Annotated in this window: 12 protein-coding genes; 6 read left to right on the top strand and 6 right to left on the bottom strand. The window is 67.8% G+C overall.

Going from position 1 to position 14602, the window contains the following annotated elements; genetic code table 11:
- The 3 genes from ACFVMC_RS01655 to ACFVMC_RS01645 form a co-directional block, all read right to left on the bottom strand.
- Complete coding sequence (locus ACFVMC_RS01655) at window positions 1-1212, bottom strand: hypothetical protein (RefSeq protein ID WP_379205887.1); 1212 nt, start codon at window positions 1210-1212, stop codon at window positions 1-3.
- Entirely contained in the window at window positions 1209-2417 is a 1209-nt protein-coding gene (locus tag ACFVMC_RS01650) for a hypothetical protein (RefSeq protein ID WP_379205886.1), read from the bottom strand. The genes ACFVMC_RS01655 and ACFVMC_RS01650 overlap by 4 nt, the downstream gene beginning before the upstream one ends.
- 76 nt (window positions 2418-2493) lie before the next feature.
- Complete coding sequence (locus tag ACFVMC_RS01645) at window positions 2494-3699, bottom strand: hypothetical protein (protein ID WP_379205885.1); 1206 nt, start codon at window positions 3697-3699, stop codon at window positions 2494-2496.
- A gap of 184 nt (window positions 3700-3883) precedes the next feature.
- Here ACFVMC_RS01645 and ACFVMC_RS01640 point away from each other — a divergent pair, with 184 nt between their 5' ends.
- Complete coding sequence (locus ACFVMC_RS01640; RefSeq protein WP_379205883.1) at window positions 3884-5134, top strand: FHA domain-containing protein; 1251 nt, start codon at window positions 3884-3886, stop codon at window positions 5132-5134.
- A 3-nt stretch (window positions 5135-5137) separates the two neighbouring features.
- On the opposite strand, the gene ACFVMC_RS01635 is transcribed toward ACFVMC_RS01640, so the two are convergent.
- Window positions 5138-6565: a metallopeptidase gene (locus ACFVMC_RS01635; RefSeq protein WP_379207758.1), complete on the bottom strand. Its 1428-nt coding sequence runs from the start codon at window positions 6563-6565 to the stop codon at window positions 5138-5140.
- Window positions 6566-6701: 136 nt separating this feature from the next.
- Between ACFVMC_RS01635 and ACFVMC_RS01630 the strand changes: the two genes are divergently transcribed.
- The 5 genes from ACFVMC_RS01630 (at window position 6702) to glmM (ending at window position 13320) form a co-directional block, all read left to right on the top strand.
- Window positions 6702-9416 (top strand): FHA domain-containing protein, encoded by a 2715-nt coding sequence (locus ACFVMC_RS01630; RefSeq protein ID WP_379205881.1) that lies wholly within the window; start codon window positions 6702-6704, stop codon window positions 9414-9416.
- Window positions 9417-9498: 82 nt separating this feature from the next.
- On the top strand, window positions 9499-10659 hold the full coding sequence (locus ACFVMC_RS01625; RefSeq protein WP_379205879.1) for a hypothetical protein: 1161 nt from the start codon (window positions 9499-9501) through the stop codon (window positions 10657-10659).
- A gap of 168 nt (window positions 10660-10827) precedes the next feature.
- A complete protein-coding gene (gene rplM / locus ACFVMC_RS01620) occupies window positions 10828-11271 on the top strand; it encodes a 50S ribosomal protein L13 (protein WP_209883881.1) in 444 nt (147 codons plus the stop codon).
- Entirely contained in the window at window positions 11268-11783 is a 516-nt protein-coding gene (gene rpsI, locus ACFVMC_RS01615) for a 30S ribosomal protein S9 (protein ID WP_379205877.1), read from the top strand. The genes rplM and rpsI overlap by 4 nt, the downstream gene beginning before the upstream one ends.
- Before the next feature lie 160 nt (window positions 11784-11943).
- A complete protein-coding gene (gene glmM / locus ACFVMC_RS01610) occupies window positions 11944-13320 on the top strand; it encodes a phosphoglucosamine mutase (RefSeq protein WP_379205876.1) in 1377 nt (458 codons plus the stop codon).
- On the opposite strand, the gene ACFVMC_RS01605 is transcribed toward glmM, so the two are convergent.
- Window positions 13317-14156: a 2OG-Fe(II) oxygenase gene (locus tag ACFVMC_RS01605; protein ID WP_379205874.1), complete on the bottom strand. Its 840-nt coding sequence runs from the start codon at window positions 14154-14156 to the stop codon at window positions 13317-13319. The genes glmM and ACFVMC_RS01605 overlap by 4 nt on opposite strands.
- Window positions 14157-14184: 28 nt before the next feature.
- Window positions 14185-14574, bottom strand: coding sequence for a hypothetical protein (locus ACFVMC_RS01600; RefSeq protein WP_379205872.1), 390 nt, complete (start codon window positions 14572-14574; stop codon window positions 14185-14187).
- Window positions 14575-14602 lie beyond the last annotated feature (28 nt).

Genomic DNA, 14602 nt, shown 5'->3' with positions numbered 1-14602 from the left:
CTAGCTGTTCGCGAGCAGCGCGTACTGCGCCGCGGCTCGCTGGTGCACGTCGGCGATGGTGCGTGAACTGACGATGCCGACGTATTCGTGATAGGCCACCACACAGGTGAATTGCGCACCCGAGCCGCGCCGTTTGGTCTCCGCACATGCCGAATCGGGCAGTTGGGCCGGTGCGGCGGCCACCCGGACCTTCTCGAACGGCACGATCAGATCGGCGACGATCCGGCGTGCGGCCGCCGCGTCGGGCAGGCGAGCCACCAGGGCGTCCTCGGTCATGCCGAACGCATCGGTACCCAGGGCGGTGTAGGCGGCCTTGGCGACGGCCCGGTCCCTGGCGAAATGCAGCAGGCCCTGACGGCCGACGGTGACCCTGCGGCCGGAATAGCTCGGCTGCGGGGTCGCGGTGCTGTTCGGCAGCGCGCGGCTGACCAGATTGCCGGTATCCCAGCGCAATTGGAACATCTCGGTGGCCGACAGCGGCTGGACGCGGTCCAGCATCGGGACCTGGGTCTCGTAGGACTTCTCGGCCAGCGCCTGCAGCGCCGTCGGCTCGGTGTCCGGGGTGGACACCAGGAAGCCGACGACGAAGGGGCCGCGGGCGAGCAGGGTGCGCAGGAACGGCGTGCCCGGGCGCCAATAGGTGTGTGCCGCAGGGTACTTCGACAGCGTCACCGGCTGATTGGCCGGATTCGCGGCGAAGCTCGCCTCGTGGAACTCCCGCGCGGCCGTCTGGGCGCGCTCGGCGTCCGGGAACTGCATGACCATCGAGACGACGATCGTCTCCTCCGCGGTGGACTTCGTCGCCCAGTCGTCCGAACCGGCCGACAGGCTGAAATCCCGATCCGAACCGTTGGTCACCAGACCGTAGAGCAGCTTGTTACGGACGGCGATCGGTTCCAGATCCGCGCGGCGGCCCAGCGCGTCCGGCAGCACGCCGGTACTGATCGAATACGGCCAGTAGCCCGAGGTCAGGCGCGGATCGATATCGTAGGAGGTGGCCACGTGCTCGGCCAGGCGCATCGCGGCGATCTCCCGCTTGTACTGGAAGCTCGGCACGATCTCGTCATTGTGCGCGTGATAGGGCACGGTCGCGTATTTGCCCACATTCAAAGCGCGGACATCGATTTCACCGGGCGCCGAGGTGCCGGACACGGTCGAACCACAGGCGGTGAGCGCCAGCGCCAGCGCCAGCGCGCCGATCAGCCGCCTCATTTCGCGTTCACCAGCAGTGCGTACTGCGCAGAAATCCGCTGCTGCGCGTCCAGCAACTGCTGGGACGCGACCAGCGCGGTGTAGCGGTCGTAGGACACCGAGCAGTAGAAGCGCACCACCCACTTGTCGCTGCCGAGATATTCATGACACTCGGCCTGCGGCAGGTTCTTCGGCGACGCGACGGTGCGCAGGCGCTTGTCCAGCCGAGTCTGGCGCTCCCACAGGCGCAGCGCGGACGCCCGGTCCCGGGCCCGGTAGACCCGTGCCTGATCCTGGGCATAGCGGTCGACACCGGCGTCTTCCCAATCTGCCCGCGTCGCAGCCGGTTCCGACTCGAAATGCAATCCGGCCAGTCCCGTGTAGGCGCCCGGCGGGCTGGTGTAGAACTCCTCGTTGATCCGCGGCAGGGTCCGACCCAGCATGCCGTCGATGTCCAGTGCGAGCGTCATCAGCTGATCGGGCGGCGTGGGCGTGAATTTCGCGACCGCGGGCACGACGGTGTCCAGGCTCTTGCGCACCAGGGTCACCAACTCGTTCTGATCGACCACCTCGGCGGTGATCCGCAGATAGTCGTACACCCAGCTGTAGATCACGAGTTTGCCGCTGGCGAACCAGGATCCGATGGACTGCTTGTCCGGCTGCCAATGGGCCTTGGCCGCCGGGTAGCCGGGGATCTCCACCGGGACGTTGCGGTTGTTGTATTCGCGATCGGAGAGCTCCAGCGCGACCGCCATCTCGGCGGCCTTCTGCTCGGTCGGGAACACCAGCACCACATTCATCAGATCGATGCCCTGCATGTCCTGATCGGTGGTGCCGCCGCTGGCGAATCCGGTGACGAAATCCGGTGCGACCGAGGCGAATCGGTCCAGCTTGATGGCATCACCCAGATTGGAGTGCGCCGGATCGTAGAAGACCCGCGAGCTCAGGCTGACTCGATGTCCCAAGGCGAAGCGCGGATCGATCTCCGAAGTGAGCGGAATGAAGTTCGCCAGCCGTTCGGACTCGATGATCTTGGCCTGCTCCAGCGTGGCGACCTTGCCGTAATCCCGGGGACGGGTCGGATGGCCGCCCACATCGAGGGTGCTCAGATCGATCACCGGCTCCGGCGGCAAGGCGGCGGCCGCTGGTTGCTCCGTTCCGCACGCGCTCGCGCTCAGCGTAACCATCAGCACCGCACCCGCGAGCCGAATCGCGTTCCACCCCATGCTTCCCCTCCGACAAGCCAACTCCCGCCGGGGATGCTACAGGTGACCGCTCGGTCGGTGCCAGTCGCGAATTCGGCTACAGGCTATTGGCCAGCAGCGCGTATTGTGCCGCCACCTTCTGTCGCACGTCGGGTTCTTTGTCGCTGGTCACCAGGCCCACGTACCGCTTGTACGGCACATAGCAGCGGTACTTGTAGTCCCGCTCGGTGTCGCCTTTGTCGTTGAGCTTCAAGCACTTCGCGCCCGGCACGTCCTCCGGGGCGCCGATCGGATCGAACTTCTCGCCCGCCTCGACGATCAGCCCCGGCAGCAGCTGCTGCGCGGCGGCCTCGTCACGTGCGCGGAATACCGAGCTGGCCGAGACATGCGCTGTCTGGTCGACACCCGTGTCCGTCAGCAGTTTCGCGGCGCGGCTCTCGTCGCGGGAATCGTGAATGAAATTGTTCGGCCCGTAGATGGCGAACCGCTGCGGATCGGGTGTGTGCTCCTTGCGCTCCTGCACGGCGACCCGCGCCAACAGGCCCTGCGGGTCGACCTTCAGCCCATCGATGCGATCGGCCGGGGTGGCCTGGAAGCTGTCCAGCGCCGGAATCTGCACGGCGAGCGACTTTTCCACCCAGTTGATCAGATCGGTGCTGTCGGCGCGCGGGCGCGCGACGAACAGCGAGATCACGAAGCTCTTGTGCGCGTAGAACGCGCCGACGTTCGCGATACCCGGGCGCCAGTGCAGCAGCGCGTCCGGGTACTTGGTGGACAGCAGTTTGCGGTTGTCCGGGGAGACGCCGATATCGGCGTCCTCGAGTTCCTTGGCCGCCGATTCGGCGGCGGACTCGTCCGGGAAGCGAAGCGCCACCATGGTGATGGCGGTCGTGCCCGCGGCGGGGCGTTTCGAATCCTTCGGATCGGGTTTGTCGGCGCCGCTCGCGGCGTAGCCCGCGATCATCTTCCGGCGCTCCAGGATCGGCTTGGAGACGTTGGCCAGGTAGTCGATGGCGGTCTCGGTATCGGTGAACACGGTATTGCCGCGCCCGACGACCAGCGAGGAGTCGATCTTCACCGTCGGCGGGACGGCATCGGCCATCCGCATGCCCTCCAGCATCGCGCCCTTGCCGCCGGAACTCTGGTCGTACTTGTGCCGGTCCACCGGATAGGGCCCGACTTCCAGCTTGCGAACATCCAGCTCACCAGCGGTCGGGCTACCGGCTACGCCGCCGCACGCGCTCAGCGTCCCCGCCACCAGTACGCACGCCACCCCGATCGCGACCCGCGACATCCGAACCATGACAGGCCCTCGTTTCCTCCCGTATGTGCCCCTCGAAGTTACCGGACGACCGCCTGCGTGAGCGACCGAAAAAGTGCGCACCGCCCGCCGAAATCGACCAACCCCACCTGGTGCCGCCGCGGCCCACTACCCTGTCTGACATGACCGCGATCCGAAACCCAGCGCTGCGCGGAGGCGGATTCCGGTGAAGGATCAGCAGGTCGAGGTGGTCGCGGGTCGCCATGCGGTGGCTCGCGTGGCGAGTGCGCTGGTCGTGGTCGCGCACCGCGAACCGGCGCCGCTGACCGCGGCATCGACCGCCGCGCACGCCCTGGAATCGCTGGCCGAACTGGTCCGGTCCGCGACCGCGCAGGCACCGGCCGCGCCGGGTGCGCTGGTGGCCCGGGAGGCGACTCGCTGGCTGATGAAGCACGCCGAACAGCTCAGCCCGGGCGTGCCCATCGACTTCGGGATCCTGTCTCCGGCCGAGCACGGCGGTGTGGCGATCTTCCTGCACGGGAATGTCACGGCCGTCCTGGCCGGCGCGGTCGGCGTCGAGCAATTCCGGGGCAGCGACGCGGCGTTCACCGTCGACCGGGTCGCCGCGCTCCCGGCTCGCGCCATCGCGCTCTTCGCCGACGACCCAGGCGCCCCGACCCCGGAACTGCCCGCCGAGCCCGGTATCGGCCGGCTTGTGGCAGGCATCGCGGCGGGCGTCGGCGCGATCGTCTGGTCCGAGCCGGTCCGGTCCGGTCGCCACGCCGCGGAAACCCCTGTGGCCCAGCCTTTTCCGGGTCCGACCGCGCGCATCGATCCCGAACCGCGGCACGATCGCGAACACGCGGACACCTCGGTGCACGACCCGCACCACGCCCCCACCGAACACGGCGACCTCGAGGACAGCGGCACCAATCCGGCGCCGCCGCCGGACCCGGACCTACAGGCGCGGCTCGAAGCCACCGCCAAAGCGACCACGCTGGCCGTCAAGGTGCTGGGATTCAAATGCGCCCGTGCGCATCCCAGCGATCCGCGCTCGGCCTTCTGCACAGTGTGCGGCATGCCGGTCGATCAGACCCAGGCGATCAGCGAAGTGCTCCGCCCGCCGCTGGGCATGCTGGTACTCGACGACGGCATGACGTATCTGCTGGCCGCCGACGCCGTCCTGGGCCGCGACCCCGAACACTCCGACGCCGCGCGGCGCGGGTTGGTCCCACTGAAGGTGGAGGACTCCTCCGGCGGCATGTCCCGCGCGCACGCCGAACTGCACCTGGTGAATTGGGACGTGACACTGATCGACCGCGGCTCCACCAACGGCACCCGCACCCGCCTGCCCGGCTACCGCGACTGGGTCCGGCTCAACCCCAACCAGCCCATGGCCCTGATCCCCGGCACCGAGGTCATGATCGGCAACCGCGTCCTGCGCTTCGAAGCCGCCGCACCCCCACCCTTCGGCTGAGGGCTACGAGTAGCGCGCGGTGCAGACGTTGCTGCCGTAGAGCACTCCGGCCCGGAACGCGTCGACCCGGGAGAAACCGCTCGGGACTGTCTGTCCCTGCGTATCGCTCGCAGCCAGGCCGTCGGTCAGCAGGCCGGACACCGCCTCGTCGAGATCGCCTGCGGCCAGGATGATATCGCCCTCATCCTGCGACCGGGTGTTGTCCGCCAGCTTGCCCGTCACAACCCCGGCCAGACACGCCGCGCGCAGCCCGGTCTTCGCTCCGGTCAGCGACTGCTTGTTCTCGTGCTGCACCGCCAGGGCGTAGCGGGAGATGAACACGACGTAGCCGTTGTAGTCGCCACTGACCTTGAGCGGCAACGGATTGTCCGCGTCCTCCTTGCTGACCGACCCGCGTTTGGCCAGCGCCGCCACATCCGTGGCGATGGTGTTCTTGGCCGGGCAGTAGGTCACCGGGGGAGTGGCCGAGCCGTCCCGGCAATCGATCTTCGCGGACGAATAGTCGTAGCTGGGCGCCTTCTTCAACGGCAGGATCGCTGCGAGCGCCTTGCTCAGCTCGTTCAGTGTGTTCTTGTCGATCTCGTATTCGGTCTCGCCGCCGCCGGTGGTCTGCGGCAGATTGCCTCGGCGCGCGGTGATCTCATCGGCATCGATCCGCTTGCAGGAGGAGGGGCCGTCGGTGAAGCCGATCTGCACGGCCGTCACACGCTCGAAGGCCGAACCGTGCACGCTCTCCGGATCGTCGGGGTTGGAGTCGCGGATGGCGACGGTGGCGGCGAGCACCTTGTTCAAACCGTCGGAAGTGTTGATGGTGAAGTGTTTCGCCTTGCCCTCGGCCACATGCCGGATGAAGGCCCCCGCGAAGCAGTCGGCCTGCTGCTCCTTGACGATCACCGGGTCCTTGGTGCCGACGATCTTGGACATGGTCTGGATGGCGTGGCCGTACTCGTGCGCCAGCACCATCACCACCGACATCTTGTCGAAGGTCTCCACCATGGTGGGCAGCAGCACCGAGCGATCCCAGCCGATCGAGTTGTCCAGGCGGCAGTAGGCGGCGTTGACCAGCCGGTGGGTGGTGTCCTTGCAGAACTCCGGCGCCTGCGCGCGCGGCGCTTTCGCGCTCCAGGACAGCAGCTTGTCGACCGGGTCGAACTCGCCGTCGAAGAACTTCTTGTATTCGGCGGACCAGTAGGTCTGGATATCGTCGACCGCGTTCAGTGCGAGGGTGTCGATCTCGCCGCCGTCGCCGTTGGTCGCTTTCAGGGAGCTGTCCGGCACCCCCTGGCGCGGGCCGCTCGGGCCCTGAGTGGTGGGCAGCCCCCCGACCTTGAACGGGTCGGCGTAGACCGACACCGCGTGCCCATCCACCGAACGGGTGCAGCCGGCCAGCAATGCCACCGCGCAGAGCAGAACCGTAACCACGGCGGTCACAGGAAGTTTCGGCAAGGCTCCCCCTAAGTCGGCCGGTCTCACTAACTCAACACTCTCTTGTCATTCGCTTAACAACCGGGCGGAAGGCGCGTCGGGGGCACCGCCGATGTCCGGGTGATGGCATAGTATCCGCTGCATGTCTTCACCGGGGGCGCAGACCATCACCGTGCGCCATGATGGAACCGAACGGGTCTTCGATTCCGCGCAACAGATCACCATGGGCCGTGCGCCCGAAGTCACGCTGTATGTCAACAGTCCGCTGGTCTCGCGGGTGCACGCGACGCTGACGTGGCAGGGACACGGCTGGGTGCTGGCCGACAACGGCAGTACCAACGGTGTTTTCGTGGACGCGCGCCGGTTGAGTCAGCCGGTCACGATCGACCGGCCCACCCAGGTCCGCCTGGGCGACGCGATCACCGGGCCGCTGCTGAGCCTGACCCCGGGGCCGCGCCCACAGGCCCGCCCGCCGCAACCACCCATGCAGCCGCAGAGCTATCAGCCGCCGCCGCAACCACATCGGGCGCCGCAGCCGCCCCCCGTGCAACCCCAGAGCTACCAGCCCGCCCCGATGCAACAGCGGCCCCAGCCGCCACGCCAGCAACAGCCATACCAGCAATACCAGCCGCCGCGCCCGTCGTATCAGCCGCCGCAGCAACCGATTCCGCCGCAGCACCAGCCCGCGCCGCCGCCCATGTCCTATCAGCCGCCCGCCCAGCCGCCCACGGCCGCCGAGCCGGAGCAGCCGAACTTCAATATGACGATGAAGGCGGACTTCACCAGCCGCCCGGTCACCCCGCCCAAACGAGCCAAGGCCTCGACCCAGCCCATCGCCAAGGCCGACCGGATCCCGCCGAACGGGCTCGGCATCGGCCGCACCACCGACAATCAGATCGTCGTCAACGATCCGCTGGCCTCGCGCAAGCACGCCCGACTGGTCGCGCGCAAGGGCGAACTGGTCATCGAGGACCTCGGCTCGGCCAACGGCACCTTCGTCAACGGGCACCGCCAGCAGAGCACGGTGCTGCGCGAACGCGACGTGGTCACCATCGGCAACGTCGACTTCGAAGTCCAGGACGGCACGCTCGTCCACCGCAAGAAGCCGGCCGCCGAGCAGGGCCTGGCCGTGCACGGCGTCGGGTTCACCGTCGAGAACAACAAGCAGCTGCTGGTCGATGTCAACATGCAGGCCGGGCCGGGCTCGCTGACCGCGCTGATCGGCCCGTCCGGAGCCGGCAAGTCGACACTGGCCCGGCTCGTCGCCGGCGCCACCAACCCGTCGGTCGGCGTGGTCACCTTCGAGGGCCGCAGCCTGCACGGCGAATACGAGGCGCTGCGCTCTCGCATCGGCATGGTCCCGCAGGACGACGTGCTGCACCTCAAGCTCACCGTGCGCCAGGCCCTCGGCTACGCCGCCGAACTGCGACTGCCGCCCGACACCACCAAAGCCGATCGCCAGAAGGTGATCGACGGTGTGCTGAAAGAACTCTCGCTCACCGAGCATGCCGACACCCGGGTCGACCGGCTCTCCGGCGGCCAGCGCAAGCGCGCCTCGGTGGCGATGGAACTGCTCACCGGCCCCTCGCTGCTGATCCTGGACGAGCCGACCTCCGGCCTGGACCCGGCGCTGGACCGCCAGGTCATGGTGATGCTGCGGGAGCTGGCCGATGCCGGTCGCGTCGTCATCGTGGTCACCCACTCGGTGGCCTGCCTGGACATGTGCGATCAGGTGCTGCTGCTCGCACCCGGCGGCAAGACCGCCTTCTGCGGGCATCCCGCGGGCGTCGGCAGCGCGATGGGCACCAGCGACTGGGCCAAGATCTTCGGCGACGTCGCCGCCAATCCGGACCAGGCGTTCGCGGCCTACCGGTCCCGGCAGGCCTCCGCGCCGATGCCACCGCCACCCGCCGTGCGCAGCGGCCAGGCCGGCAAACCGCCGAAAACCAATACGCGCAAACAATTCTCGACGCTGGCGCGCCGGCAGACCCGGCTCATGTTCGCCGACCGGGTGTACATGCTGCAACTGCTGCTCATGCCGCTCGTCATCGGTTTGCTGACCTTGGCCGCGCCCGGCTCCAACGGGTTCAAACAACCGGCCATGGCACAGGACCCGATCACCGGCGATTTCAAGATCCCCTCCAGCGGCGAGGCGGCCACGCTGCTGTCGTTCCTGGTGATCGGCGCGTTCTTCATGGGCATGGCGCTCAGCGTGCGCGACCTGGTCGGCGAGCGGACCATCTATCAGCGCGAACGCGCGGTGGGCCTGTCCTCCTTCGCCTACCTGTGGTCGAAGATCGGCGTGTTCGCGGTGGCGGCGGTCTATCAGATCGCGGCCATGGTGGGCATGGTGCTGCTGCTCAAGAACCCGCCCGAGCAGGGCGTGCTCTTCCCGAAACCCGACGACGCCGCGGTCACCGCGTCCAACAGCTTCGATATGTACAACGGGCTGGGCGCGGCCGAGCTGTTCTTCGACCTGACCCTGCTCGCCATCTGCAGCGTGGTGCTCGGTCTGCTGATCTCCTCGTTCGTGAAGTCGAACGAGCAGGTCATGGCGGGTCTGGTGCTCGCGCTGGTGGTCCAGCTGGTCGCCATGGGCAGCTTCATCCCCGTCACCAAGCGGGTCGGCCTGGAACAGCTGTCCTGGCTGTTCCCCTCGCGCTGGGGATACGCGGCGAGCGCGTCGACCGTGGATCTGAAGCGGCTGGTCGTCGGGCTACAGAAGGACGACGACACCTTCTTCGATCACGACATCTTCTCCTGGGCGCTGGACGTGGGCGTGCTCGCCCTCATCGCGACGCTGCTGTCGCTGGTCATCTGGCAGCGGCTGCGCCTGAAGAAGAAGGCCGCCGCATGAACCCGGCCGCGAATACCCCGCCCGACCTGGGGTGGTCGGGCGTGGCGAGCGTTCGGTTCGGACAGCAGGCACACTTATGCCTGTGACAGTGCGTGTAGGGGCAATACATCTCGGCTGGGATGTGGTGTCCGTGGCCGCCGGCGGCGGCGGAGTGCCGATCCGTCCGGTGCAGGTCGAAGGTACCTATACCCCGCCGGCGTACCTGCTGGCCGATGCTCAGGGTCGGCTGCACACCGCGGGGGTCGAACAGGCGCGCCCGGATCTGGGCCGCGCCATCGCCGACGTCCGCGACATCCTCGGACACCCGCAGATCGTCGTCGCCGGGGCCACCTGGCCCGCCGAGCTGGTCTTCCGGGCCCGGCTCTACAACCCGCTCGCCGCCATCGGCAAACACCTGCGCGGCAAGCCGGACGTGGTGGCGCTGCCGTATCCGGACCCGTGGCCCGACGAGAAGGTCGACGTCTACGCGGCCCTGGTCGAGCAACTCGACGTGGCCGTGGAGCCGTTGCCGGAGAGCGTCGCGCTGTCCGGCTACGTGCGCGCGCTCGGCCTGGTACGCCGCCCCGACGACCGCGACCCGCGCGGTATCGGCGCGACCGGCGTCTACTCCGACGGCCGCACCATGCTGGTGGTCGCCGTGCACGGCGACGACGAGATGCCCACCGAATCGGTGGACGTCCCGGTCGACGCCGACGCCATGCGCGACGCCCGCTCCGCCGACAACGTGGTGATCGAGGTGATGGCCGCGGCCCGCTCGATCGGCGCGGACACCTCGACGGTGCTGCTGTGCGGAAACGTCTGCTTCAACGACGCGCTGCGGTTGGCGTTCCAGAATCACCTGGGCCACCGCTTACAGGTGGCGGATCACCCGATGCACGCGCTGGTGCTCGGCGCGACGCATCTGCTGGTCACCGACAACGATGCCGCCGAGCCGGTGTCCTCGGGGCGGCATGCCGAGCCCGCCCCGCCGCCGGTCCGCCGTGACATGCCGACTCAGCAGCCCGGCAGCCCGGTGGTGACCTACGGTCCTGGCTATCCGTCGGCTTCCCAGGGCGAAGCGCCGACCACCCGGGTCACCCGCGAGGAACTGCCGCAGCAGAGCTCGCACGCGCCGTATCAGCCGCCGCCCGGCCACAGCGCCCAGGAACTCTGGGGGGATCCGGGCGACGACGACGAGGACACCCACTCGCGCAAGGGCAAGCTGTGGGGCAAGACCAAGGGCAAGCTGTTCGGATCGGGTTAGCACCCGATTCGGTGAATTGATGCCGGTCCGGTATCGTGGCTCGTTGGCGTGTGGACGGCGCGGGCTTCGGCTCGGGTCGGCCACCGAGTCCCGGGTCTCCACCGGCCGCCGGGGCAGCACTCGACCGCACGCCTGGCCGGCAACACCGACTACAGACAGGGAAGCACTGTGCCTACGTACAGCCCCAAGGCTGGTGACGTGACCCGCAAGTGGTACGTCATCGACGCCACTGACGTAGTGCTCGGCCGTCTTGCCGTGCAGGCCGCTGGCCTGCTGCGTGGCAAGAACAAGCCGACCTACGCGCCGAACTTCGATGGCGGCGACTTCGTCATCATCATCAACGCTGACAAGGTTGCCATCTCCGGCAACAAGAAGCAGGACAAGCTGATCCACCACCACAGTGGCCACCCGGGCGGTCTCAAGAGCCGCACTGTCGGTCAGGTGTTGGAGACCCGTCCGGACCGTCTCGTGGAGAAGGCCGTCAAGGGCATGATCCCGAAGAACAAGCTGGGCAACGCCATCGCCGGCAAGCTCAAGGTCTACGCGGGCCCGAACCACCCGCATGCCGCTCAGCAGCCCATCCCCTTCGAGATCAAGCAGGTGGCCCAGTGACCGCTCCTGAGGAATACACCGAAGAGTTCGGCGCCGATGTCGCCGACGGTGAAGCCGTCGTCGAGGTCGTGGAGGAGGAGTACGGCTACGACGCCGAGCCCGCCACCTACGCCCCCATCGTGATCGACCGCCCGGTGCAGACCGTCGGCCGTCGTAAGGAAGCCGTCGTGCGGGTGCGGCTGCTCCCCGGCACCGGCAACTTCGTGCTCAACGGCCGCACCATCGAGGATTACTTCCCGAACAAGGTGCACCAGCAGCTGGTCAAGTCCCCGCTGGTCACGGTCGAGCGCACCGAGTCCTTCGACATCCACGCCCGCCTGGTCGGCGGCGGCCCCTCGGGTCAGGCCGGCGCCCTGCGCCTGGCCATCGCCCGCGCGCTGATCGAGGTCACCCCCGAGGATCGCCCCGCGCTCAAGCGCGCCGGCTTCCTGACCCGTGACCCGCGTGCCACCGAGCGTAAGAAGTACGGCCTCAAGAAGGCCCGTAAGGCGCCTCAGTACTCGAAGCGCTGATTTTGGCTTCGCCGGCCGTCGCCGTCCGTCACCCTGGTGGTGTCGGAGGCGGTCCGGTCGGCGCGGCAGCTGTATGAGAGCAGGCTTCCAGCTTTTCCCGCTGGTCGCCTGCTCTCGTGCTATATCCCGGCAAGGCACTAGCTACAGGGGCGACGAGGTTATGGGACGTTTGTTCGGCACCGACGGTGTTCGCGGGCTCGCTAACGAATCACTCAGTCCGGAACTGGCACTGCGGGTTTCGGGTGCGGCAGCGCAGATTCTCGGCCGGGGTAAGAAGCATCCGGTCGCGGTGGTCGGCCGGGATCCGCGGGCATCGGGGGAGATGCTCGAGGCGGCCGTGATCGCGGGCCTGACCGCCGCGGGCATGAATGTGCTTCCCGTGGGCGTACTTCCGACACCCGCCGTCGCCTACCTGACCGGGCTGTACGACGCGTGCCTCGGCGTGATGATCTCCGCCTCGCACAACCCCATGCCGGACAACGGAATCAAGATCTTCGCCGCAGGCGGCCACAAACTCGACGACGCCATCGAGGATCGCATCGAGGCGTTGCTCGCCGAGCCCCATCCGATCCGCCCGACCGGCGCGGGCATCGGTCGCGTACTGAACGCCGCCGGTGCGCGCGATCACGGCCAGGCCGTTCCCGACCAGTACAGCCTGGAGGGAACCCACGAGCGCTATGTCGCGCACCTCGTCGAGGCGACCGGCGCCGACCTGTCCGGGCTGCGGGTGGTGGTGGACTGCGCGCACGGCGCCGCCTCCGAGGTCGGCCCCGCCGCGCTGCGGGCCGCGGGCGCGACCGTCATCGCGATCCACGCCGAACCCGACGGCCTCAACATCAACGACAGCTGCGGCTCGACCCATCTGGGCACGTTGCAGCAGGCGGTCGTCGAGCACGGCGCCGACCTCGGGCTCGGTTTCGACGGTGACGCCGACCGCTGCCTGGCCGTCGACACCGCCGGCATCGTAGTCGACGGCGATTCCATCATGGCCATCCTCGCCATCGCCATGAAGGACGCAGGCACCCTGCGCGACGACACCCTGATCGCCACCGTCATGAGCAATCTGGGCCTGCACATCGCCATGCGCGACGCGGGAATCACGGTGCGTACCACCGCCGTTGGTGACCGCTACGTGCTCGAGGAACTGCGCCGCGGCAACTACACACTCGGCGGCGAGCAGTCCGGCCACACCGTCCTGCCCGAGCACGGCACCACCGGTGACGGCATCCTGACCGGTCTGAAACTGATGGCCCGCATGGCCCAGACCGGCCGCCCCCTCGCCGAACTCGCATCGGTCCTGCGCACCGTGCCCCAGGTGCTGATCAACGTTCCCGTCACCGACAAGGCGCTCGTCGCCGCCGCCCCCGAGGTGCGCGACGCGGTCGCCGAAGCCGAGGCCATCCTCGGCGACTCCGGCCGTATCCTGTTGCGCCCCAGCGGCACCGAACAGCTCGTCCGCGTCATGGTGGAAGCCACCGATCCCGAACGCGCCCAGCAGCTGGCCGATGATCTGGCGAAACGGGTTGCGGCCGTTTAGAACCGGCGCTGGCGCATCCATTTCGTCATGATCCACTTCTCGCCGCTGGTGACCAGTTCACCGCAGTGGCGGGTCAGTGGGTCCAGTTGGCCCGCGGTGTTGCAGTAGCGGAAGTAGAGGGCATCGCCCTTCTTCGGAGTGACCGAAAGCCCGGCTTCCGGGAATGAGGTGGCGCCACCGGCTTCCACATCGTTCAGGTAGACGATCAGCGTGGAAACCCGCTGACCGGCCACCGCGACGTGCTGCCAGCTACCGGCGTCCTCGGGCGGGAAATAGTCGAAGTGCGGGCGGTATTCGCCGCCGGCCGTGTAGCGCAGCGTCTGCAATCCCTCACCGTGATCCAGCGGCCAATTCATCAACGCGGAGGTTCGCCGGTCCAGCAGATCGATGAACGTGTCCTCCCCGCGCTGGAAGACCGCGCCCTCACTCGTGCGGTTGGGTATCACCTCGTCCACACCGGTCTCCCCATTGACCGTGGTGGACCGCTTCAACCGATGCCGAGACCGCTCGATCACCTGATCGCACTCATCCGCCGACAGCACATCGGCGAACAGGACGACCTGAGGTTGCTTGACCCGCAACAGCACTCGGACATCGCGGTCATGGGCGTGGATGACGTTGTCCTCGGATACCGGGCACCCGTCATACGTGTAAGCCGGATTGGCCTCCCGCGCAACAGGTTGCGCGGTCTCACCCCCCAGCGCCCGCTTCACGGCCGCCTCGGCCGCGCTTTCGGTGAACCCCGCCCCCACCATCGCGGTGACAATCGTCTCGGCGGTACAACCACGCTCGACGTTCTCGGCCAGCCAATGCTGCCAGTCGTTATCCAGCTTCAATGCCATTTTCTTTTGTGCCCCAATGGTTTTAAACGAGCCAGCTGTCGCGGCGGTAGTACTGAGAGTCCGGGTCGTCCCACTCATCGTCATCGCTGGGTGCTTCGTATCCCTGGGTTTGGCGGGACAACGCGGACCGCGCAATGGAATCGCGCTGATCACGAGCTTCGGCTTCGAGCCTTTCCTGCTCGGCGCGTGCCTCGACCTCGAGTAGTTCCCGCTCCGCCTCCGCTGCGCGAGCGGCCTCGATCTCCTCCGCGTGTTCCTCACGGAATCGACGCGCATCAGCCAACGCCTGCTCGACCGCCCTGTTGTAGGCATCCCGGGTTTCTCGCTGCTGCTCTTCGAGTTCCGCGAGATTCGCTCGTGAGCGTCGCCGGAAATCCTCGAAGGCGTACTCCATTTGCCGCACATAGTCCATCGCCACTACACCTCAACCATTTTCGGCT

The organism is Nocardia sp. NPDC127579 (assembly GCF_042672005.1).
Taxonomy (GTDB): Bacteria; Actinomycetota; Actinomycetes; order Mycobacteriales; family Mycobacteriaceae; genus Nocardia.
The sequence above is the reverse complement of the archived record's forward strand: the minus strand, read 5'-3'. Positions and strand labels throughout refer to the sequence as shown.